The following is a 20,691-nucleotide window of genomic DNA, read 5'->3' on the forward strand; positions in this document are numbered from 1 at the left end:
GCCTGATCTTGCACGTCGCGCCATCCCGGGAAGCAATCCGAAGCTACCCATCCTGCCCGTGACCGTGATCGACCATGCATGACGGAGGCTTTCTGAGGCATGTTACGCAAATCAACGTTGCAACATTCCTACCGTTTCCTTCGCTCCGGATTGGTTATTCAGCCAATTCAGGCGCGACATGCAACTCGGCCATCCCGCTGCCGCACGTGGCCGAATGGCAGCGCTTCCTTTCGCAAGGCACAATTTCATCGTAACCAGGGACGATCGTCGTCGGTCACCACCGTCCCCCGTCTCGAACCCCGTTCAGCCCCCTTGTTCCTTCCCGGTGAAAGCCATCTCTCCAGCGCGGGCTCCCGCGGCTTCTCGACCATCGACACCTGGGTGTTCGATCTCGACAACACGCTCTATCCGAGCGATGCGCGGGTCTGGCCGCAGGTCGACGAGCGGATCACGCTCTACGTCATGCAGCTCTACGGCCTCGACGGGATCTCGGCGCGGGCGCTGCAGAAGCATTTCTACCATCGCTACGGCACCACGCTGAAAGCCCTGATGATGGAGGAGAAGGTCGACCCCTACCATTTCCTCGATTTCGCCCACGACATCGACCATTCGACGATCCGCCTCGACGCGGCCTTGGGCGACGCCATCGAGCAATTGCCGGGCCGCAAGCTGATCCTCACCAACGGCTCCCGGCGCCATGCCGAGAACGTGGCGGCGAAGCTCGGCATTCTCGACCATTTCGAGGACGTGTTCGACATCGCCGCCGCCGATTTCATCCCGAAGCCCGAGCGCTCCACCTATGAGCGGTTCCTCGACCGGCACGGGGTCGATCCGCACCGGTCGGCTTTGTTCGAGGACATCGCCCGCAACCTCGTCGTGCCGCACGATCTCGGGATGGCGACGGTCCTCGTCGTTCCCCGCACCATCGATCCGTTCCGCGAGGCGTTCGAGCAGGAGGCGGTGAAGGAGCCGCATATCGACCACATCACCAACGATCTCGCCGCCTTCCTGAACGAGCGGGTCCTCCCGGCGATCCGATGAGCGAAGCCGTTCAGGACTGGTCAGAGGTCAGGTCACCCTCTCTCGACGATGTGGAGATCCTGGCACGGGACGCCCTCGGCCGCCTGCCCGCCACGTTCCTTGCTCTGTGCGAAGGCGTGACGGTCCATGTCGAGGATTTCCCCGACGACGAGACCCTGAGCGAGATGCAGTGCGAGAGCGAATTCGACCTGCTCGGCCTGTTCCGGGGAATCGGCCTCGCCCAGAGCGGCGAGACGGTGACCGGGCAGATGCACAACCGGGTCTGGCTCTACCGCAGGCCGCTGCTCGATTACTGGGCCGAGCACGAGGAGACCCTCGGTCACCTCGTCACCCATGTCCTCGTCCACGAAATCGGGCACCATATGGGCCTGTCCGACGACGACATGGCCGCCATCGAGGCGGCGGCGGAAGGCTGAGGCTCGAATGCTGCGGCCACCCGCTCCGGTCAATCGTCGTTGGCGGGGCGCGGGCTCGCGGCGCGCGGCCTGAGCAGGCTGGCCTTGGGACGACGCGTGCGGAACTGCCCGCGCTCGACGGCGATGAAGACCAGCACCGTGATCGTCAGCGTCGTGATCCACCAGATCGCCGTCAGGCCGACGCCGATACAGGCGATGGTGAAGGCGCTGGCGAAGATGGCCATCGCACCCGGTGCGATGGCGCCGGGCGCGGCGGCGGTGGCCGAGCGCCCGCTATGCCGGATCGCCGCGTGGAGGGCGAAGGCGGCGGCGAAGGCGCCCACGATCCCGAGTTCGTACCAGAGTTCGAACAGCATCGTCGTCGGGGCATTGCTCGGAAGCAGGTTCACGAACCGGCCGCGCGAGGCGGTCTCGAACCCGTGCCCGGTCACGAGGCGGACCGGCTCGGTGGTCACGACCTTCTGCCACGCCTTAATGGTCAGAACGCCGGGGGCCGTCGGACCGAAGGCAACGATCCCGATGGGCCGGGCGATGAACGGCAGGAAAGGCGCGCTCACCAGCAGGCCACCGCAGATCAGGGCCACGGCCCGCACGCCGACGAGCGGACGGTAGGTGGTGAGCAGAAACGCCACCGCGCCGACGGCGAGGGCCAGGATCTGCGTGACGTTGGAGGAGAACGAGAGGGCGACCGCCACGAGGATGGCCGTGCCGAGGGCCTCGAGGTCACGCCCACGCGAGCGCAACCATGCCACGGAGGGCCAGACCAGCAGAGCGAGGAGCGTGAGGCCGCGATCCACCGAGCTCTGATCTTCGGGCATGTTGCGCAGGAGCGTATCCCCGAACAGGCCGAACAGGATGGAGACGATGGATGCGGCGATGACGCCCAGGGGCAGCAGATAGAGATTGGCCGAGCGCATCCGGTCCGGCAGCGCGAGATAGGCGGCCAGAGTCATCAGGATGGTGGCGATGACATTGAGCAGGCGCTCCGTCGCCGGGCCGAGGAACGGCGTCCAGACGAGGGACAGGGCCGACCACAGGATGACCAGCCCACCGGCGAGGAACGTCGGGGATGTCAGCATCCGCGTCGCCGTTAGCCGCAGCGGCCGCTGTTTCCCGTCGATGGCGCTGGCGATGACGATGAGTGCGATGGCGATGGGTGCCAGGATCACGGTGGCGCGGCGGGCCACCTGCGCGGCCACGGGAAGCAGCACGAACAGGCCGAAGAAGCCGACCCGCCGCAGCAGGGCCGCGGCGTCGAGGGCCGGGTCGATAGGGGGTCGTGACGTGGTCGCGCGGGGGGGCATGGTGCGATTGCAGCCGTTCAACGGCGCCACGAGTCCATCCGTGCGCTACCGGTCGAGTCGTAGTCCACGGCGCGGACATTCGCTGTAGATGCCGTGCAACACACGCGCTTCCTCCGCCGCGTGTATTCAGGCGGTCCTGGGTTGTCGCCGCGCCGGACTGAGCCGCCGTCCGACATCCGTGAGCACGCGCCAGCCCGCCCAGGTCGCCAGAAATCCGAGGAGGCCGGCGATGATCCCGTCGGCGCTCGCCGGAACGGCGGGCACGTAATCCTGGTAGGTGGCGCGGGCCAGGGACATGTCCGGGTCGCGCAGCAGCGCCGCGAAGCGTCCCAGGGGCCCGCTTGCCTCCGTCAGGGCCCGCTTCTGCGCATCGAGATGCGCGAGGCGCTCGATATCCGCGCGGGCGGCTTCGCCGCGGCGGGCCACCAGGGTGTCGCCGTTGCCGCGCAGGCGGTCGACGGCGCCCTGCCGGTCGGTCCCACTCGCCGCCGCGTCGGCGTCGAGCGCGGCGAGGGAACGCCGCAACTCATCGAGGGTGCCACCGAGCCGCTGCGCGTATTGCTGGGCGAATTCCGGCCCCTGCGCGGCGACGATGCCGCCGAGGAGGCCGAGGGCGAGGCCGAGGGTCCGGATCACACGAAGCACGATTCATCCCTCATGACGTCGTTCAGACAAAAGGCCGAGCCGCGCGGCGGTTCCCGGACGATCAGAGCACACCCGCCAGGGCGGTCTCGACCTCGGCGCGCGTCACCTCGGCCAGGGGCTTCTCCACCTTCGCGGCCTGGGTCTTCCGCCCCGGCAGCATGACGAGGATGATGGTCTCCAGGCCGGGACAGGAGGGGTCCGGGCAGAGGATCTCGTTCACCTTCACCACGCTCTCCGGCTCGACGAGGGCGCGGACCCACGATTCGACGTTGCGCCGGGCGGTATCGTCGGGCGGGTCACGCCGACGGCCGAAGCCGAGAAGTGCCATCGCCTCAACCCGGCAGCGTCAGGATGCCGGCCATGCCGTCCGCGCAGCCGAAAGCGAGCCGGCCGCCGCGCCCGTCCCAGACCAAAGCCGAGATCGCCCCGCCCTTGGTGGCGGGCCGGACCAAGAGTTCGGAGGCATCGGCGAAGCGCACGAGCATGACGCAGCCATCCTCGTAGCCGATGGCGAGGACGAGGGCCTTGGGGTGGAACGCGACCCGCGTCACCCGGGCCGGGCGGATCCCGCATTCGCGCGGCGCCTTGCCGGTGGGGCCCTCCTTCGAGTCGAACGGCCAGATGATGGCCGCCTCCGCTCCGCTGGTGGCGAGCCAGTTGCCGTCCCCGGACCAGCTCACCGAGCGGACCTTGCCGGGATACCCCGACATCCGCATGTGGCCGCGATCGGGCTGGAGACGCCAGCCGTGGAGCGAATTCTCCTGCATCGTGGTCACGACGAAGCGGCCGTCGGGCGACCAGGTGACGTCGATATGGGAGCCCTTCCATTCCACGAAATCGGGCGTGGTTTCGAGATTCGGGTACCAGAGCGTCGCGCCGTTGTAATGCGCCACGGCGAGGCGGTAGCCCTTGGGTGCGAAGGCGAGGCCGCGTGCGGTGGACGGCGCCGCGAAGATCTTCTCGCGGCCCTTGGCATCGCGGGCGACGACGTTGCGACCGGCCGCGTAGGCGATCGCCCCGTCGGGATGAAGCGCCAGGGCGTCGATCCAGGCGCCGCCCTTGGCGACGGCGACTTGCGTCATGTCACCGTCCGCCGCCGTGGCCACGATGCGGCCATCGTCGCCGCCCGTCACGATCCGGCGGCCATCGCCGGACGCCACGAGGATGCCGGCCTCGGGATGGGCCTCGACGCGCCGGGTCGTCTCTGGGCCGACCAGCAGCACGGCCCCGTCACCCAGCGCCAGCGCCAGCACATCCTTCAGCCAGACCGCTCCCGTGACATGGGCGCCGGCCTCCAGCGGGACGACATGATCGAAGAGTGTCGGAGCGCTCACGCTCATCGGTGAAAACCTCTCAGGTCGCGGATGCGGCGTCCGGCGCCGATCTCACGACGGTCATGACCGTCGCGACCAGGGCGAGACAACCGGCGATACCGGCGGGAATGGCGAGGGCATACAACGCGAAGCGGCCATAGGCGACCGTTCCGGCCAGCGAACCGCAGAGCAGCGAGAGCCAGACGAGCCCGTCACCGACCCAGCCGAAGCGCGGGCCGCGCCCCGCCAGGGCGGTGGCGAGTTTCTGCCCGGTGCTGAACAGCGCCCCGGTGACGAAGGTGGTGCCGGCCCGGAATCCCTGGACATGGGCGAGAACCGCATTCTGCGCGCCCATGGCGAGGGCGAGAAGCAGCGAGGCGTGGCCGGGACCGGGATCCTCCACCGCCGTTAGATAGGCGCCGGACACGAGGACGGTCTCGAAGCCGAGGAGGACCGGCGTGCTCCACCGCGCCGGGGTCAACGCCGAGAGCCCGCCGCCGCACAGGGCGCCGAGGACGAAGGCAGCGATCAGGAGACCCGGCAGGATCGCCAGAAACGGCGTGTCGCGCCCCAGCGCCACGGCGAACTGGGTCGTGTTGCCGCTCATGAACGACGTATAGAAGCCGCCGAGCCGGATGAACCCGAGCGCGTCCACGTAGCCGGCCAGGGCCGTGAGGATGAGGCCGAAGCCCAGATGCCAGGAACGGCTCATGACAGGGACCGGCTCATTTCCGAGACCGGCTCATGGCAGCGCGCGCCTGCCCGGTGCCCCGTTCCGTCCCGGGACGACCGGTACCGGTCCGGTAGGGTTAAGGCATTGCTTACCAAGTCCGCGCAATTCGAATGAACGGGATCGAACATCGAAGCCGTGAGCCCCGTTGGTGTGACGATCCGGCGTCGGAATGGTCATTCCAAGCCGGGTGAGTTGGAGTTGCGTCATGATCCCTGTCGCTTACGCTGCCTTTGCGGTGCCGAACTTCGCCTCCGTGCGCGGAGCCGAAACCGTCCTCGTGGTGGAGGATGAAGCCATGGTGTGCGAGCTGGCCGTCGAGGCCCTTATCGACGAAGGCTATCGCGTTCTGAGTGCCGCCGATGCCGAAGAGGCCGAGGACATCCTGGCGCGTGAACGCATCGACCTGCTCTTCACCGATATCGATTTGGCCCGCAACACCAACGGCCTCACCCTGGCCCGTCATGCGCGGCGCCTGCGCCCGAACCTTCCGGTCATCTACACCTCGGGTGGTCGCGGAAGCCTGTCGCAGGCGGATGCGGTAGCGGAATCAATCTTCGTGCCGAAACCCTATCGGCCGAGCCAACTCATTGCCCTCGCCAACGGCCTGCTGCGCCGTTTCCCCCATTACGCCTGAGCGCCTTCCGCGCCCGCCTACTTGGAGCCCCATTCCCCATGCGCACCCTTCTCGCCACCGCCCTCGTCCTCTTCGGCACGACGCTCAGCGCCTACACGACGGGGAACGCGAAGGCCGCGTGCGACGTGAAGGGAGCGAAGCTGGAAGAGGCCATCGCGGGCAAGACCGAGCTCCGCGAGACGGCCAACAAACAGGCCGTGCGCGACTTGCGCACCCTGCGCGACGCCGCGATCATCCTGGAAACGTACAAGTATGAGAGCGAATGCGATCGTCTCGTCACGATCATCAAGGCGCTGGCCGCCAATCCCGAGAAGGCGATCGAGCAGAGCGGCGATACGGACGAGGAGAAGGCGGAGGACCTGATGGAGGCCCGCCAGCCGAAGGCGCCGACCGGTGAGGCCGCGCCCGCCAAGCCCAAATGACCGCCTTCCCTCGTAAGGGCCGTTCCCGAAGGTAGAACCTCTGTGACAGGGCCCCCGAGGGAACGGACCTGCGACAAGAATGCTTGCACCGCTGGTCATTCCGCTTCGATGCGGCGGACCAGCGGTGGCCGGGTCTCCACGAGGGCGATCTCGAGCCCCCGCACGTTTCCTTCGTCTTTGGTGAAAAGGATCGATCGAGCATGGGCACCGATACGGCAACGCGCGGATCGAGCATCTCTCACGCGTCGAACGATCTGCCCTCGGTCGTCCTCGACGATTACAATATCGAACTGAAGAACGGAGAGGGTTTCGTCGGCGATCGCGTGTCGAAGGCGGCGTTCCGGGATCTCATCGAGGATTGGCGGGAAAAGCTGCGCAAGCTCGGCCCCGATCCGCTGGGGGCGAAAGCGAGCCGCGATTTCAGCAAGCGGCGTCTCGACGATCTGCTGATCGACGGCCCTCCGCTCGCCGCCGGTGTGGTCTTCGGCGCGGTCGAGGAATTCGCGCAGGAGCTCGCCACCGTGGTGCGGCGCTTCCTCCGCCAGAAAGGATGGCGCGACACGCAGAGCATCGTCGTGGGTGGAGGTTTCAGCGACAGTCTCGCGGGACGTCTGGCCATCGACCGGGCGAGCGTGATCCTCCGGGCCGGCGGCCTCAACCTGAAGCTCGAACCGATCCGCCATCATCCCGACGAGGCGGGGCTGATCGGAGCCGTGCACCTCGCGCCATCCTGGATCTTCTCGGGCTACGACAGCCTCCTGGCCGTCGATATCGGCGGGAGCAACATCAGGGCCGGAGTCGTCTCCACGAACCTGAAGAAGGCCTCCGACCTATCACGCGCCGAAATCTGGCGCTCGGAACTCTGGCGTCACCGCGACGAGGATCCGGCTCCAAGCCGTGACGAGGCGGTGGACCGGCTGATCGCGATGCTGAACGACCTGATCTCGCGGGCGGAGCGATCGCGCCTGAAGCTCGCGCCGTTCATCGGCGTAGGGTGCCCCGGCGTCATCGCCGCCGACGGGACCATCGAACGCGGCGGTCAGAACCTTCCCGGAAATTGGGAGAGCAGCCGCTTCAACCTTACCGAGCGGCTCGTCGAGGCGATCCCCACCATCGGCGATCATGACACCATGGTGCTCATGCATAACGACGCCGTGGTGCAGGGCCTGTCGGCCATGTCGGACATGACCGACGTCGCACGGTGGGGCGTCCTCACCATCGGCACCGGCCTCGGCAATGCCCGCTTCACCAACCGCCGGCTTCCCGACACGGTGCATTGAGAAGAGACGGACCGTCCGGCCCCGATCAAAGATCGAAGGATGCCCCAGGGAGAAAGCGATGCCCTAGGGAGAAGAAGCTGGCGCGGCATCCTGGTCGGGCCGGTTCCGGGCACGGGCGACCTTGCTGGCGATGCGGTTCCGCAGTTCGCTCGGTAGTTCGATCTCGACCAGCCGCCACGACCATCCACGCAGGCGAAGGCGCAGGCGGAATCGCTGCGCCCGTGGCGCTTCGGGGGGTACGGCGATGACGAGGGCACGAAACCCCCGCATGTCGGAGGCGAAGTAGTACGGGACCAGCCGGAAGATCGTCTCGATCTTCAACCCGGCGGCGCTGCTTGCGTGCTCGGCCTTCAACCACGCCCCATCCCCACCGAGGGGGCCGAGATCGAGGGATTGAGGAATGCCGTCATCGAGAAGGTCGATGACCGACTGTGCCGTGACCAGGGATTCGGTCAAGGGTTCGGCGAGGGCCGCAGCGGCCTCGATCAGTCTCTGCTTGTCCGGGGAGAGTGGGACCTCGGCACCGGCCTCGCCGCGCGGCTGAGCGGCCGCTGCCGAAACCTGCCGGATCATGGATTGGCGCAGGGTGCGGAAATTGACGTGCCGCTCGACATAGCCGACGTCCCGCGCCTGCACGGCCCGGGCAAGGTCGTAAAGCATCCAGAACGGCGTCAGCGTATAGACGAACCACGCCAGAACCAGGGAAACCGGGATCCACCACAATCGCGTCATTGCGACGGAGCGGCCCTCTGTGCCTGTTCGCTCCAACCGGCGTGGCCCGCGAATTCCGCGATCACGGCCTCGTAGACCGGGCGTTTGAACGGCACGATGAGATCGGGCAGTCCGGCCATGGGCTCCCAGCGCCAGGCATCGAATTCCGATTTGTGGAGGCCGCCGCCAGGTGAAATCACGTCGATCTCGGTCTCCGGCCCGACGAGACCGAAGGCGAACCACTTCTGCGTCTGTCCGCGATAACGGCCCTTCCAGGCCTGTTTCAGCACGGCCGGCGGCAGGTCGTAGGCGAGCCAGCCGGACGATTCTCCCAGAAGCGTGACGGAACCGGGCGAGACGTTGGTCTCCTCGTGAAGCTCACGCAGCGCAGCCGCCAGTGGGGCCTCCCCTTCGTCGATCCCTCCCTGCGGCATCTGCCAGGCGAGGTTGCCGTCGACATGTTCCGGCCCCGCCTCCTTGCGACGACGGCCGACGAAGACGCCGCCTTTCGGGGCGATCAGCATGATCCCGACGCAGGGCCGGTACGGCAGGTCGAGTGCGAGGTCGGGGGTGGGGAGGTTCATGCGCGGGACCATAGGTCAGGGGATCGATGGGCCGCAATGCGCCACGCCGTCGTTCGACGCGTCAAAGCACGGAATGCTGTCATCCCGGAGGCGGATCGGGGGCCTCGACCTCTCCCTTGCGCTGGAGAATGAGCGCGACGAACCAGCAGAGCGAGGCCCATGCCGCGCCGATGCACCAGCCGGCGAGCACGTCGCTCGGCCAGTGAACGCCGAGATAGATCCGGCTGGCGCCGACCAGGAGCGTCATCCCGACGCCGACGATGAGGACCAGCACCTTCACGGACCGGTTCGGATCGACGCGGGCGAGAAGCGACGCCAGGGTGAGGTAGGCGATCGCCGACATCATCGCGTGGCCGCTGGGGAAGCTCGCGGTGAACACGTCCATGCCGTGGGGGACGAGATCCGGCCGGGGCCGGTGGTAGAACATCTTGAGCACGGTGGAGACGAGGAGCCCCCCTCCGATGGCGCCCAGAACGAAGACGGCAATGCGGTGCCGCCGGGTGGTGGCGAGATAGGCCACCGCGCTCAGCGTGACGAAGGTGATGGTGAAGACGCTTCCCAGGCCGGTGATGTCGCGCATGGTCTCCTCCAGCCATCGCGGTCCGATCGGGTCGGACAGGTCGGCCGGGTTGCGCAGGGCCAGGAGGATCTTGCGGTCGAGGGCGGCCGTGGATCCCTCCCCCACCTCGTCGGCGAGATAGAAGAAGCCGTAGCCGAGACAACTCACGCCGAGCAGGGCCACCAGGGGACCCACCTCGTTGAGGCGAAGACGCAGCCACAGGGCGGTGGCCCGGTCGAAGAGCGGATGGTTGAGATAGGTCGGAAGCGGAGCCTTCATGGTGCGGTCTTCATCATCCGTTCGTCCTTCGATCGATTTCCACGCCCGAAGGCGAACTTGCCCGCCCGAAGGCGAAGCGTCCCTGCTGTTGCCATGGTCCGCCAAGGTAACGCCAGAGCAGAAGCCCCGTCGCGGTGAAACGGAACGGCTCGAAATCCCGTTCCAGCGCCCGATGCAGGACACGCGCGGCCTCCGGCGAGACCTTGTTCTGGATGGTGACGTGGGGCCTCCAGCCCTGTCGATCCTGCGCGGTCAATGCATCGCCGTAGCGCCGGGCGATGCCGTCCCTGACCGAGGCGAGGACGTCGGAGGCAAGCGTGAAGGCGACGCCGCGCCCGAGGAAGCGCAGACCGGTCACCTCGACGACGACCGGCGGCGCGGCGGCAGTCTGTTCGGCGAGCGTCCTCGAGATGCCCTCCTCCTCGGGGCCCGGCAGATGATGGAACAGGGTGGCATGGGCCGGGATATGGTTGAGCTTTTCCGGGAAATGCCGCCGCCTCAACCCGTCGAAATGCGCGAAGGCCGCCTTGTCCATCTCCAGCGTGAGGATAAGGGGAACGGATGTAGGGCCGCTGGGGGATTCGCTCATTCCCGCCAGATGGAGCGGAACGGCGCGCAATCCAGCCGTCCGGCCCTACTCAGCGAAGATGCGTGGCCCATCTGAATCGAGCCAAGCACGGGAGAGGGATCGGGCATGGGACTTCTGGTCGACGGCGTCTGGCAGGACAAGTGGTATGACACCAAGGAGACCGGCGGGCGCTTCAAGCGAACCGACGCGAAGTTCCGCAACTGGGTCACAGCCGACGGCAAGCCGGGCCCGTCTGGCGAAGGCGGCTTTCCGGGTGAGGCCGGGCGCTATCACCTCTACGTCTCGCTCGCCTGCCCTTGGGCCCATCGCACGCTGATCGTCCGCGCACTGAAAGGTCTCGAGGACGCCATCTCCGTTTCGGTGGTCGATCCGCTGATGGGGCCGGACGGCTGGGTCTTCGGAGACACGCCGGGGGCGACGCCCGATACGGTGAACGGCGCGAGCCGCCTCTACGAGGTCTACCTCGCGGCTGTGCCCGACTTCACCGGTCGGGTCACGGTGCCGATCCTATGGGACAAGCAGCGCCGCACCATCGTGTCCAACGAATCCTCCGAAATCATCCGGATGCTGAACGACGCCTTCGGCGGGACTGGACCCGATCTCTATCCAGAGGCGCTGCGCGGCGAGATCGATGCAATCAACGCACGGGTCTACGACGCGGTGAATAACGGCGTGTACAAGGCCGGCTTCGCGACGAAGCAGGAGGCCTACGAGGAAGCCTTCGACGCCCTGTTCGCGGAACTCGATTCCCTCGACGAGCGCCTGGGCCGGGCGCGCTACCTCTGTGGCTCAGCGCTCACCGAGGCCGATATCCGCCTGTTCACGACCCTGGTGCGGTTCGACCCGGTCTATGTCGGCCACTTCAAGTGCAACCTGCGCCGGATCGCCGACTACCCGAACCTGTCGCACTACCTGCGCGACCTCTACGCCCTGCCGGGCGTCGCCGGGACCGTCGATCTCGTCCACATCAAGCGCCACTATTACGAGAGCCATCCGACCATCAACCCGACCGGCATCGTGCCGAAAGGCCCCGAACTCGATCTCGACGCGCCCAATGATCGCGCCTCGCGCTTCGGAGCCTGAGATGACGCGGTTCGACGCGATCGGCCCTCGACAGATCGAATGGGGGACATACATCTGCGTGATGACGACACGATCCTCCTTTCTTCGGCCCGCGACCCGCTCGAGCCTGCCCGGTCTCTGTCTGGCGCTTGCGATGGCGGTTCCTGCTTCGGCCCAGATGGCGATCAAGCTCGAAGGCTCTTGCGAAAAGCTGATCGTCGCCGGGTTAGACATCACCCAGAACTGCAAGGACACGATGATGAACACCGTGTCCCGCAACCGGGCGAGCTTCGATTTCTCGGCATGGGATGGGCGCGGCCTGAGCTTCAGCGGCAGCGGCGCCCAGCAGGAGCGCACCGAGGAGACCGACGCGCTTCAGCCGATCAACCTCGTCGTGCCGAGCGAGACGACCAGCGAAGGGGTGGTCCGTGGGCCGCTCGTCGCCGTCGGCTCCTGCAGCTTCAGCACGCCATCCGAGGGAAAGACCGCGATCACCTGCGAGGCGAATGCCGCCAAGGGTCGGTACGAGGCGCGGTTCGTCACCGATGCGAAGGCCCCGCCGACCGCACCCAAGCCCTGAGGCGGACGAGCCGTCCGGGTCTTGCATGGAGAAGCGGGATAGACGCGAAGGCGCTCTGGTCTCGCTGCGACATCGCGCCCATCTAGGGCTCGGTGATATGTGATCGGCGAGACCGGCCTCGTGCCGACGATCGGGCCGCTAGAGTTGAGGATGGCATGCTGAACGACGTTTCCACCGCCGGGGCGACCCCCGCCGGCGGCCCCCAGAACCTCATCAAGGATGTCACCTCCGCGACCTTCCGCGAGGAGGTGATCACCGCATCGATGACGCAGCCGGTGCTGGTGGATTTCTGGGCCACGTGGTGCGGCCCGTGCAAGCAGCTGACGCCGCTGCTCGAGAAGGCGGTGACCGCCGCCAAGGGCGGGGTCATCCTGGCCAAGGTGAACATTGATGAGAATCCGGCGATCTGGAGCCAGATCAGCCAGCAGCTCGGGCTGCAATCGATCCCCGCCGTCATCGCCATCGACAAGGGGCGTCCCGTCGACGGTTTCGTCGGCGCGCTGCCGGAGAGCGAGATCAAGGAATTCATCGGCCGCCTCGCCGGTCCCGCCGGCCCGACGCCGGTGGAGGCGATGATGGCCGAGGCGGAGGTCGCGCTCGGCGAAGGCGATTTCGCCGGTGCGTCCGAGCTCTATGCCGCAGTTTTGGGTGAGGAGCCGGGAAATCTGGTGGCCCTCGCGGCGCTCGCGAAGATCCAGCTCGATGCCGGCGAGATCGCCAACGCCCGCCAGATCCTCGACATGGCGCCGCCGGAGAAAACCGGTGACCCGGCCCTCGCCGGCATCCGCGCGGCGGTGGAGCTCGCCGAACAGGCCGCGTCCCTCGGCGATCTCGGTGTCTTCCAGAAGCGCATCGCCGCCGACCCGGCCGATTTCCAGGCCCGGTTCGACTTCGCCCTCGGGCTCAACGGGCTCGGCAAGCGGGACGAGGCGGTGGACGAACTGATCGAGATCGAGCGCCGCGACAAGACCTGGAACGACGGCGCGGCGCGCAAGCAGCTGCTGACCTTCTTCGAGGCCTGGGGCTTGATGGACAAGGCCTCGATCCGCGGCCGGCGACGACTTTCGACGCTGGTCTTCGCGTGACGCAGAAACGCCAGGGCGGAGACAGGCGATGAGCACCCATTCGGGCTATAAAGGACCGGGCGATTGCCCCGGCGTCATCCCTGTCTTTCCTCTGCCCGGCGCTTTGCTGCTGCCTCGCGGACAGATGCCGCTGAACATCTTCGAACCGCGCTACCTCGCCATGGTGGACGACGCGCTGAGGACGGACCGGGTCATCGGCATGATCCAGCCCGACGTTGAGAGCGGATCGTCGCCGATGACGCCGAAGCTGTTTCGCGTCGGCTGCCTCGGCCGGATCACCCAGTTCGCCGAGACCGGCGATGGGCGCTACCTGATCTCCCTCACCGGGATCAGCCGGTTTCGTGTGGAGAGCGAGCTCGCCACCACCACCCGCTACCGCCGCTGCCAGGTCTCCTACGACGATTTCCTCAGCGATTTCGAACCGAGGGCCGGCGAAGAGGCGGTGGACCGCGAGGGCGTGCTGAAGGCGCTTCGGGACTTCGTCGAGGTCAACGACCTCAAGGTCGATTGGGCCGGGATCGACGAGGCGCCGAACGAAGCCCTCGTCAACGCCCTCTGCATGATGAGCCCGTTCGGCTCGCGAGAAAAACAGGCGATGCTGGAGGCGGCCGACCTCAAGACCCGCGCCGAGGTCTTGATTGCGGTGACCGAGATGGAGTTGGTGCGCGGATCGGGGTCCGAACCGACCCTGCAGTGACTCCGTTGACCCGAGGATAGGACACGATGGCAGACGAGATCCCCAACGCCGTGGAAGCCACGCGCGTCGACCCCAAGCTCCTCGAACTCCTGGTCTGCCCCCTGACCAAGCAGTCGCTCGAGTACGATTCCGCCCGCCAGGAGCTGATCAGCCGTTCGGCCAAGCTCGCCTATCCGATCCGGGACGGCATCCCGATCATGCTGCCCGAGGAAGCGCGGCCCCTGAACGACTGAGGCGAAAGGTGACGGACGTCGTTCTCCCCACCGTCGCCATCGTCGCCACAGGCGGCACCATCGCGATGAAAACCGACCCGGTGACCCATGCACCGGTGCCGGCTTTGTCCGGAGCCGACCTCGTCGCCGCCGCGCCGGGCCTGGAGAAGCTCGCGCGGATCACCGTGACGGAGTTCTCCAACATCCCGAGCGCGGAGATGGGCCCGGACCTGTGGCCCTCGCTGACACGGACCGTCGAGGGATTGCTCGCCGATCCCGAGATCGCCGGAGTCGTGGTCCTGCACGGGACCGACACCCTCGACACCACAGCCTATTTCCTCGATCTGACGCTGCGCAGCGACAAGCCGGTCGTCGTCATCGGCGCGCAGCGCAACGCCTCCGACCCCGACAGTGACGGGGCCCGCAACCTGCTCAATGCGGTGCGCCAGATCCTCACGCCCACCGCCGCATCCCTTGGCGTGACGGTGACCCTCAACCACGCGATCAACGCCGCGCGTGAGGTGAGGAAGACCCACACCCACAATGTGGAGACCTTCCATTCCGGCGAGACCGGCTATCTCGGCACCATCGACGAGGATCGCGTGGTGATCCGCCGGACGCCCCTGCGACGGCAGACCCTGCCGCTGCCCGAACGGCTCGCCAGAATCGCCATCGTGTCGATGTATGCCGGTGCCGATGGCAGCCAGATCCGCCATGCCGTGGAGAGCGGCGCGGAAGGGATCGTGGTGGCCGCCCTCGGCATGGGCAACGTCAATGCCGCGCTCCTCGATGCGATCAGGAGCGCCATCGCCCAGGGTGTCGGCATCGTCATCGCCACCAAGCTGGAGAACGGCCGCGCCCTGCCCGTCTACGGCTTCCCCGGCGGCGGGAGCACCTTGAAGGCGGAGGGCGCCGTATTCGCCGACGACCTGTCGCCGGACAAGGCCCGTGTGCTCGCCCTCCTCGCGCTCCCGATCACTCGGGACCGTGACGCGTTGCAGGCCTATTTCGATCGTTGAAACGAGCGTTGATCTGAGGTGCCATCGCCCGGCACCGAAGCATTGCCAACATCGAAGCGATCCCGACTTGGCTATAGTTTGCACGCCATGTCACGCCGCGCCCGATTTGCACGCTCCCGCTCGACATTTCGCTCGAGCATTCGCCACCGTCTGCATACGAGAACGGCGAAGCTTAACTTGGCCGATGCCATAAATTTGCCCTGAGCATCCTAGATCTATACAATCCAACAACTCACAGAACGCAGGATTCCTCTCAAGAGCGCCGAAAGGCTGCCCGTGGGAATCTGTGAACTATCTCAACTCAGGGGGAAACATGTCGAAACTCGTGGCTGTGCTGGCGCTCGGAGCCGGACTCTCATCCGCTCATCTTCAACCGGCCGTCAGCCGCGAGGGCGGCAATTTCAACGGCGCGTGGTCCGTCGAGCTCGTGACCGAGAGCGGCATCTGCGACAGCCGCTACAGCTATTCGGTCTCGGTGCAGGACGGTCAGGTTCGGCTCATCTCGTCGGCCGACCGCGCGACGATGACCGGCCGCGTCGGCACCGACGGAACGGTGGGGCTCAATGTCTCGAATGGCGGCGCGAGCGGTGCGGCTTCTGGCCGGCTCGACGCCCGTTCGGGCAGCGGCACCTGGAAGGTTTCCCCGCTCTGCTCGGGGCGCTGGACGGCGCGGCGTCAGACCACGCGCACCGCCCAGGCCGAGTAGGGTGCGTTAAGCGGCGGCGAGCCAGCTCCGTGCCTCATCGATATGGGCGCGGTCGAAGGTCTTGATCTGCGCCGGGGACACCTTGCCGAACGTATCGGCGATCATCCGCAGCCAGGATGCGTCGGTGACGAGCGCGACGTGGCTGACGCCCTTCATCATGGCGAGACCGAAGCGGACGTCCTTGAAGAAGGCCGCGGGCTCCATGCCCTTGAACTCGCGCACGTCCTCCAGAAGCTTGAGCTTGCCGCCCTTGTCGAGGTCGGCCTGCATGGCGGCGATCACGGTGTTCATGTCCTGGTCGGTGATCTGCCCATCCACGACGATTTCCGCGACGGTCGAATCCGGGTTCTTGGTGTAGGTCAGCACGTGCAGCACTCCTCGTGGGGTCGAAGATCTTCAGGGCGTTAGGTCTTCAGGTCGAACGCTACCCAAGCGAACGTCAGGCCAGGGTTATAGGAAACTCTGAGGGTCTACGTCGATGGCGACCTTCACGTTGCCGCGAACCTTCGGTCCCCGCTTCAGCCAATCGCGAAGATACGACTGGAGATCGACCGCCCGCTCGGTCTTGACCAGCAGGCGAAACCGGTAGCGCCCCCGGATCAGCGCGAGCGGCGCTTCCGCCGGCCCCAACACCATCACACCATCGGGCGGATCGGCGGCACGGGCCAGGGCCTGCCCATGCGCCTCGGCGGTCTCGCGCTCATTGGCCGAGACGATGAGGGCGGCGAGACGCCCGAAGGGCGGCAGTCCCGCCGCTTCCCGAGCGGCGATTTCCTCCTCGTAGAACCGCGTCGCGTCGCCGGAAAGCAGGGCCGCGATCACCGGATGGTCCGGCTGGTAGGTCTGGACCAGGGCACGCCCCGGCTTCTCGCCGCGCCCGGCACGGCCCGTCACCTGCTGCAGCAACTGGAAGGTCCGCTCCGCCGCGCGGGGATCGCCCGAGGTCAGGCCGATATCGGCATCGAGCACGCCCACCAGGGTCAGGTGCGGGAAGTTATGGCCCTTGGCGACCAATTGCGTGCCGATGACGATGTCGCATTCCCCGTCCGCCACGCTATGCAACTCGGCGCGCAGGCGCTCGGCGCCGCCGGGAAAGTCGGAGGAGAGCACGATGATGCGCTTGTCGGGGAACAGCTCCGTCACCTCCTCGGCGATGCGTTCGACCCCCGGCCCGCAGGGGGTGAGGTTGTCGAACGTGCCGCATTCGGTACAGGCATCGGGCCGGCGCTCGGCATAGCCGCATTGGTGGCAGACCAGGGCCTTGCGGAAGCGGTGCTCCACCAGCCAGGTCGAGCAGTTGCGGCACTGGTAGCGGTGGCCGCAGGCACGGCACAGGGTGAGCGGCGCATAGCCCCGCCGGTTGAGGAACAGAAGCGCCTGATCGCCGGCCTCGATCGTGGCACGGACGGCATTGACCAGGGGCGGGGCGATGAAGCGGCCCTTCTCCGGCTTGTCCAGGCGCATGTCGATGGCGTGGATATCCGGCAGCCGCCGCCCGCCGAAGCGTTCGGGCAGGACGATATGGGCGTAGCGCCCTTTCTCGGCATTGACCTTGGTCTCGATTGAGGGCGTCGCCGAGGCGAGGACCACAGGGCAGTTCTCCAGCCGGCCGCGTACCACCGCCATGTCACGGGCATGGTAATGCACCCCGTCTTCCTGCTTGTAGGCCGCCTCGTGCTCCTCATCGACGACGACGAGGCCAAGATCGGTGAAGGGCAGGAACAGGGCGGAGCGCGCGCCGACCACCACCGAGACCTCGCCCGCCGCCACGCCGGCGCGCAGGCGCTCGCGGCGCTTCGAGCCGATGCCGGAATGCCAGGTCGCCGGGCGGACGCCGAAACGCTCGGCGAACCGGTCGAGGAACTGCGCCGTCAGGGCGATTTCCGGCATCAGGATGAGGGCCTGGTGCCCGCGCCGGACGGCTTCGGCCACGGCTTCGAAATAGACCTCGGTCTTGCCCGAGCCGGTGACGCCTTCGAGGAGGATCGTCGGCGCTTTCGCATCCTCCGGCGCGGGAAAGGCCAGGCCGATGAGGTCACGGGCCGCTTGGTCTTGCGCCTCCGACAGGGGGACGCGCTCGTGGTCCGGATCGGGCGGGAGCGCCACCGGCTCCGGTGCCAGAGCCAGGGCTTCGAGGGCGCCATCGTCGATGAGGCCGTCGACCACGCTGAGCGAGACGCCCGCCTCCTTGGCGAGCGCGCTCTTGCCGCGCATCGCCCCATCGGCGGTGACTGCCAGCACCTTCATCCGCGCCGCGGTCGGCCGGGCGGGCGGCTTGCCCGAACCGCGCACGCCGATCCGCGAGGTCTCGCCGCGCGCCGCCTCATCGGGCAGGCGCAGGGCCATGGCCAGAGCCGAGCCCTTCGGCGCCAGGGTGTAGCGGGCGAGCCAATCGACGAGCTCGCGCAACGGGTCGGACAGGGCCGGCGCCTCGACCCGCCCCGTCACCTGCCGCAGGTTCGAGCCGCCGGGGCTCTCCGCCACCTGCCAGACCACACCCACCGTCTCACGCGGCCCGAGCGGCACCTGCACGACATCGCCCGGCGAAAGGACCAGCCCTGCGGGCACGGCGTAGCTATAGGCGTTGTCGAGCGCGAGCGGGATTAGGATATCGGCGACGCTGGGCATGGGCTCTTCTGCATGGGAACCATGTTCTATCTATGTACTCTCTCGCCCGATCGCGACCGCTCGCCGCGCGCTAGAAGAACCGCCACCGGAAGGGCCGCGAGACTGACCCCGCTCATGACCCACAACCCCGACGCCCCGTAAGCGGCGAAGAGCGGACCGGACGCAAGCGTGAACAAGGCAGAGGACAGGCCGAGGCCGAGAGGACCATAGAGGGTCAGGGCCGTGACGGTGAGGTTCTGCGGCACGCAGCGACCGATCTCCTTCAGGCAGGCGAGATGCAGGAGCGCGAAGGTGAGCCCGTGCAGGCACTGGATCGCCATGAGCACGGTCAGCGACACGGTCTCGGCGCTGATCCCCCATCGCAGCGCCCCGACGAGGGCGGCGAGCCCGATCGCCCGGCCCGGTTCTAGCCGCGCCAGGATCCATGGGCCGGCGACGAGGAAGACCACGATTTCCGACGCCACCGCCTCCGCCCAGAGCAACCCGGCGACATCCGGCGTGATGCCATGGCGGCTCCACAGGATCATCGCGAAAGCGTCGTGCAAGGCATGGGCGCCGAGGATCAGGGAAGCGGCGAGGACGACGAGCCCGAACCGCCGGTTCGCCAGGACGATCATCAGGCCTCGCCCTGCGGCCGGTCTCGCGGGCTCAGCGATCGGCTGGGTCGGCAGCGTCCAGGCTGCGAAGCCGGCGGCGATGAAGAGCCCCGCCCCGAGGAGGATCGCGCCTCTGATTCCGACGGTCACCACCACCATGCCGGCGAGGCTGGTGGCCAGGATGAAGGCGGCCGAACCGGCCCCCCTCACCCAGCCATAGTCGAAGCGTCGCCTACCTTCCGAGGCCGAGAGGGCGAGGGCATCGGCGAACGGGGCCAGGGGCGCGGTGAAGACCGCATAGGCGAGAGCGACGACGAAGAGACCGGCGAAACCAGCAACCGCCAGATGGGCCGAGGCCGCCACCCCCGTCAGGGCGGCGGCAAGAGTGAAGACCGGGCCGACGATCCCCCATCGGTCGGCGATCCGTCCGGCCAGCGGCCCGGCAGCCATCCGCACCAGCATCGCCATCGCCAGGAGCCAGGCGATCTCCTGCGCCGACAATCCGCGCTGTTCGAGGAACAGCGGCAGGAACGGCGACAGCGCGCCGTACCCGCCATAAAGCGCCGTGAACAGCGCGAGATGGCCGAACAGGCTTCGGCGATCCTTGGCGCTGGCGCTCACGCGAGTGTGGCCGGCATCGGACGTTTCCTCGCTTGCGTCATGGCCGTGGCGGGCTCTACCCCTTCGGCAGCCCGATGATCGGGCGATGCGCTGCGGGGAGACACCCGATGACGGCTTTGCCGCTCACCTTCCTTGGCCCGGACGATCGGCCAGGGGAAGCCCGCGCCCGGGAAGGCGTCGTGCTGCTTCACGGCATCGCGCGCCGCTCGGCCTCCCTCGGGCGGATGGAGCGCGCCTTCAGGGCCGAGGGATTCCTCACCCTCAACCTGAATTATCCGGGGCGGAAGGCAGACCTCGCCAGCATCGTCGCCGAGGTGGCGCCACAGGTGGCGGGTTTCGCCGCCGGGGTCGCGCGGGTGCATTTCGTGACCCATTCCATGGGCGGCCTCGTCGCGCGCGGGCTCATCAACCGGCATCGCCCGGCCAATCTCGGCCGCGTGGTGATGCTGGGAACGCCGAATGGCGGCAGCGAAGTCGCCGATTTCCTCCACCGGATGCTACCCTACCGCCTGTTCTTCGGCCCGGCGGGGGTGCAGCTCACCACCTTTCGCGACCGGGATCTCGTCGCGCTCCTCGGCGAGGTCGATTTTCCCCTCGGGATCATCGCGGCGGACCGCTCGATCTGGCTGATCGAATCCTTCCTGATCCTGCCTCGCCCCAATGACGGCCGTGTCAGCGTGGCGCGAACCCGCGTGGCCGGCATGACCGACCATCTGACGATCCATTCCACCCATGACCTGATGATTCTGAACCGGGCTGCGATCGCGGCCGCCCTGCGCTTTATTCGGCATGGACGCTTCCGCGAGAACCGAACCGGCGAGGAATCACGTGTCGCGCTTCTCGGTGGATGAGGCCGATGCCCGGCCGCCTTCGAGGCCCGCCCCACCGCACCAGAATACGCCGCCGTTGCCGCTCCGGCATCGACCCCCTATCTGTGTCGACGCATCGGCACGCCGTTCCCTTCGACCGGCGCGT

General features: G+C 67.4%; 25 protein-coding genes. 13 read left to right on the forward strand and 12 right to left on the reverse strand.

Features of this window, described 5'->3' with window-relative positions; genetic code table 11:
• Positions 1-312: 312 nt before the first annotated feature.
• On the forward strand, positions 313-1,041 hold the full coding sequence (locus tag RQI43_RS03215; protein WP_311274191.1) for a pyrimidine 5'-nucleotidase: 729 nt from the start codon (positions 313-315) through the stop codon (positions 1,039-1,041).
• Entirely contained in the window at positions 1,038-1,457 is a 420-nt protein-coding gene (locus RQI43_RS03220; protein WP_311274192.1) for a metallopeptidase family protein, read from the forward strand. Before RQI43_RS03215 ends, RQI43_RS03220 begins: the two co-directional genes overlap by 4 nt.
• A gap of 29 nt (positions 1,458-1,486) precedes the next feature.
• Here the strand turns inward: RQI43_RS03220 and RQI43_RS03225 are convergent, their stop codons facing one another.
• The 5 genes from RQI43_RS03225 to RQI43_RS03245 all read right to left on the reverse strand — a co-directional run bounded on the left by RQI43_RS03225 (position 1,487) and on the right by RQI43_RS03245 (position 5,431).
• Positions 1,487-2,761 (reverse strand): hypothetical protein, encoded by a 1,275-nt coding sequence (locus RQI43_RS03225; RefSeq protein WP_056432444.1) that lies wholly within the window; start codon positions 2,759-2,761, stop codon positions 1,487-1,489.
• Positions 2,762-2,887: 126 nt separating this feature from the next.
• Positions 2,888-3,406 carry a DUF2937 family protein gene (locus RQI43_RS03230; protein ID WP_056432025.1) on the reverse strand — a complete coding sequence of 173 codons (519 nt, stop codon included), beginning with the start codon at positions 3,404-3,406 and terminating at the stop codon, positions 2,888-2,890.
• 61 nt (positions 3,407-3,467) lie between these two features.
• The gene (locus RQI43_RS03235; protein ID WP_311274193.1) at positions 3,468-3,734 is read right to left on the reverse strand and encodes a hypothetical protein; all 267 of its coding nucleotides are present in this window, start codon (positions 3,732-3,734) and stop codon (positions 3,468-3,470) included.
• A 4-nt stretch (positions 3,735-3,738) separates the two neighbouring features.
• Entirely contained in the window at positions 3,739-4,746 is a 1,008-nt protein-coding gene (locus tag RQI43_RS03240) for a WD40 repeat domain-containing protein (RefSeq protein WP_311274194.1), read from the reverse strand.
• Positions 4,747-4,759: 13 nt separating this feature from the next.
• Complete coding sequence (locus RQI43_RS03245) at positions 4,760-5,431, reverse strand: YoaK family protein (RefSeq protein WP_056432017.1); 672 nt, start codon at positions 5,429-5,431, stop codon at positions 4,760-4,762.
• Positions 5,432-5,657: 226 nt separating this feature from the next.
• On the opposite strand from RQI43_RS03245, the gene RQI43_RS03250 reads away from it, so the two are divergent.
• The 3 genes from RQI43_RS03250 (at position 5,658) to RQI43_RS03260 (ending at position 7,788) form a co-directional block, all read left to right on the forward strand.
• Positions 5,658-6,086, forward strand: a complete 429-nt coding sequence (locus tag RQI43_RS03250) for a response regulator (RefSeq protein WP_056432015.1) — start codon at positions 5,658-5,660, stop codon at positions 6,084-6,086.
• Between the two features lie 38 nt (positions 6,087-6,124).
• Positions 6,125-6,508, forward strand: a complete 384-nt coding sequence (locus RQI43_RS03255; protein WP_056432009.1) for a hypothetical protein — start codon at positions 6,125-6,127, stop codon at positions 6,506-6,508.
• Positions 6,509-6,708: 200 nt separating this feature from the next.
• Positions 6,709-7,788 carry an ROK family protein gene (locus RQI43_RS03260; protein ID WP_056432441.1) on the forward strand — a complete coding sequence of 360 codons (1,080 nt, stop codon included), beginning with the start codon at positions 6,709-6,711 and terminating at the stop codon, positions 7,786-7,788.
• Between the two features lie 63 nt (positions 7,789-7,851).
• Here the strand turns inward: RQI43_RS03260 and RQI43_RS03265 are convergent, their stop codons facing one another.
• From RQI43_RS03265 to RQI43_RS03280, 4 genes are all read right to left on the reverse strand, one after another.
• Positions 7,852-8,520, reverse strand: a complete 669-nt coding sequence (locus RQI43_RS03265; protein ID WP_056432005.1) for a DUF2939 domain-containing protein — start codon at positions 8,518-8,520, stop codon at positions 7,852-7,854.
• A complete protein-coding gene (locus RQI43_RS03270) occupies positions 8,517-9,095 on the reverse strand; it encodes an RNA pyrophosphohydrolase (protein WP_405030543.1) in 579 nt (192 codons plus the stop codon). Before RQI43_RS03270 ends, RQI43_RS03265 begins: the two co-directional genes overlap by 4 nt.
• 67 nt (positions 9,096-9,162) lie before the next feature.
• Positions 9,163-9,921, reverse strand: a complete 759-nt coding sequence (locus RQI43_RS03275; RefSeq protein ID WP_056432001.1) for a phosphatase PAP2 family protein — start codon at positions 9,919-9,921, stop codon at positions 9,163-9,165.
• Positions 9,922-9,934: 13 nt separating this feature from the next.
• Positions 9,935-10,510, reverse strand: coding sequence for a 2'-5' RNA ligase family protein (locus tag RQI43_RS03280; RefSeq protein ID WP_311274196.1), 576 nt, complete (start codon positions 10,508-10,510; stop codon positions 9,935-9,937).
• A 105-nt stretch (positions 10,511-10,615) separates the two neighbouring features.
• Here RQI43_RS03280 and RQI43_RS03285 point away from each other — a divergent pair, with 105 nt between their 5' ends.
• The 7 genes from RQI43_RS03285 (at position 10,616) to RQI43_RS03315 (ending at position 15,871) form a co-directional block, all read left to right on the forward strand.
• On the forward strand, positions 10,616-11,593 hold the full coding sequence (locus tag RQI43_RS03285; RefSeq protein WP_311274197.1) for a glutathione S-transferase family protein: 978 nt from the start codon (positions 10,616-10,618) through the stop codon (positions 11,591-11,593).
• Position 11,594: 1 nt separating this feature from the next.
• Positions 11,595-12,152, forward strand: a complete 558-nt coding sequence (locus RQI43_RS03290; protein ID WP_405030544.1) for a hypothetical protein — start codon at positions 11,595-11,597, stop codon at positions 12,150-12,152.
• A gap of 155 nt (positions 12,153-12,307) precedes the next feature.
• Entirely contained in the window at positions 12,308-13,237 is a 930-nt protein-coding gene (locus RQI43_RS03295) for a co-chaperone YbbN (RefSeq protein WP_056431989.1), read from the forward strand.
• A 28-nt stretch (positions 13,238-13,265) separates the two neighbouring features.
• Entirely contained in the window at positions 13,266-13,934 is a 669-nt protein-coding gene (locus tag RQI43_RS03300) for an LON peptidase substrate-binding domain-containing protein (RefSeq protein WP_056431988.1), read from the forward strand.
• Between the two features lie 26 nt (positions 13,935-13,960).
• Complete coding sequence (locus RQI43_RS03305; RefSeq protein WP_056431985.1) at positions 13,961-14,167, forward strand: Trm112 family protein; 207 nt, start codon at positions 13,961-13,963, stop codon at positions 14,165-14,167.
• Positions 14,168-14,175: 8 nt separating this feature from the next.
• On the forward strand, positions 14,176-15,165 hold the full coding sequence (locus RQI43_RS03310) for an asparaginase (RefSeq protein ID WP_311274198.1): 990 nt from the start codon (positions 14,176-14,178) through the stop codon (positions 15,163-15,165).
• Positions 15,166-15,478: 313 nt separating this feature from the next.
• Complete coding sequence (locus tag RQI43_RS03315; RefSeq protein ID WP_056431979.1) at positions 15,479-15,871, forward strand: hypothetical protein; 393 nt, start codon at positions 15,479-15,481, stop codon at positions 15,869-15,871.
• A 6-nt stretch (positions 15,872-15,877) separates the two neighbouring features.
• Here RQI43_RS03315 and RQI43_RS03320 read toward each other — a convergent pair whose 3' ends face one another.
• The 3 genes from RQI43_RS03320 to RQI43_RS03330 all read right to left on the reverse strand — a co-directional run bounded on the left by RQI43_RS03320 (position 15,878) and on the right by RQI43_RS03330 (position 19,716).
• On the reverse strand, positions 15,878-16,237 hold the full coding sequence (locus RQI43_RS03320) for an STAS/SEC14 domain-containing protein (RefSeq protein ID WP_056432431.1): 360 nt from the start codon (positions 16,235-16,237) through the stop codon (positions 15,878-15,880).
• Between the two features lie 84 nt (positions 16,238-16,321).
• The gene (locus tag RQI43_RS03325; RefSeq protein ID WP_311274199.1) at positions 16,322-18,499 is read right to left on the reverse strand and encodes a primosomal protein N'; all 2,178 of its coding nucleotides are present in this window, start codon (positions 18,497-18,499) and stop codon (positions 16,322-16,324) included.
• Between the two features lie 26 nt (positions 18,500-18,525).
• A complete protein-coding gene (locus RQI43_RS03330) occupies positions 18,526-19,716 on the reverse strand; it encodes an MFS transporter (RefSeq protein ID WP_311274200.1) in 1,191 nt (396 codons plus the stop codon).
• Between the two features lie 107 nt (positions 19,717-19,823).
• Between RQI43_RS03330 and RQI43_RS03335 the strand changes: the two genes are divergently transcribed.
• Complete coding sequence (locus RQI43_RS03335) at positions 19,824-20,567, forward strand: alpha/beta fold hydrolase (protein ID WP_311274201.1); 744 nt, start codon at positions 19,824-19,826, stop codon at positions 20,565-20,567.
• Positions 20,568-20,691 lie beyond the last annotated feature (124 nt).

Origin of the sequence: Methylobacterium sp. WCS2018Hpa-22 (genome assembly GCF_031843785.1) — a bacterium.
GTDB lineage: Bacteria > Pseudomonadota > Alphaproteobacteria > Rhizobiales > Beijerinckiaceae > Methylobacterium.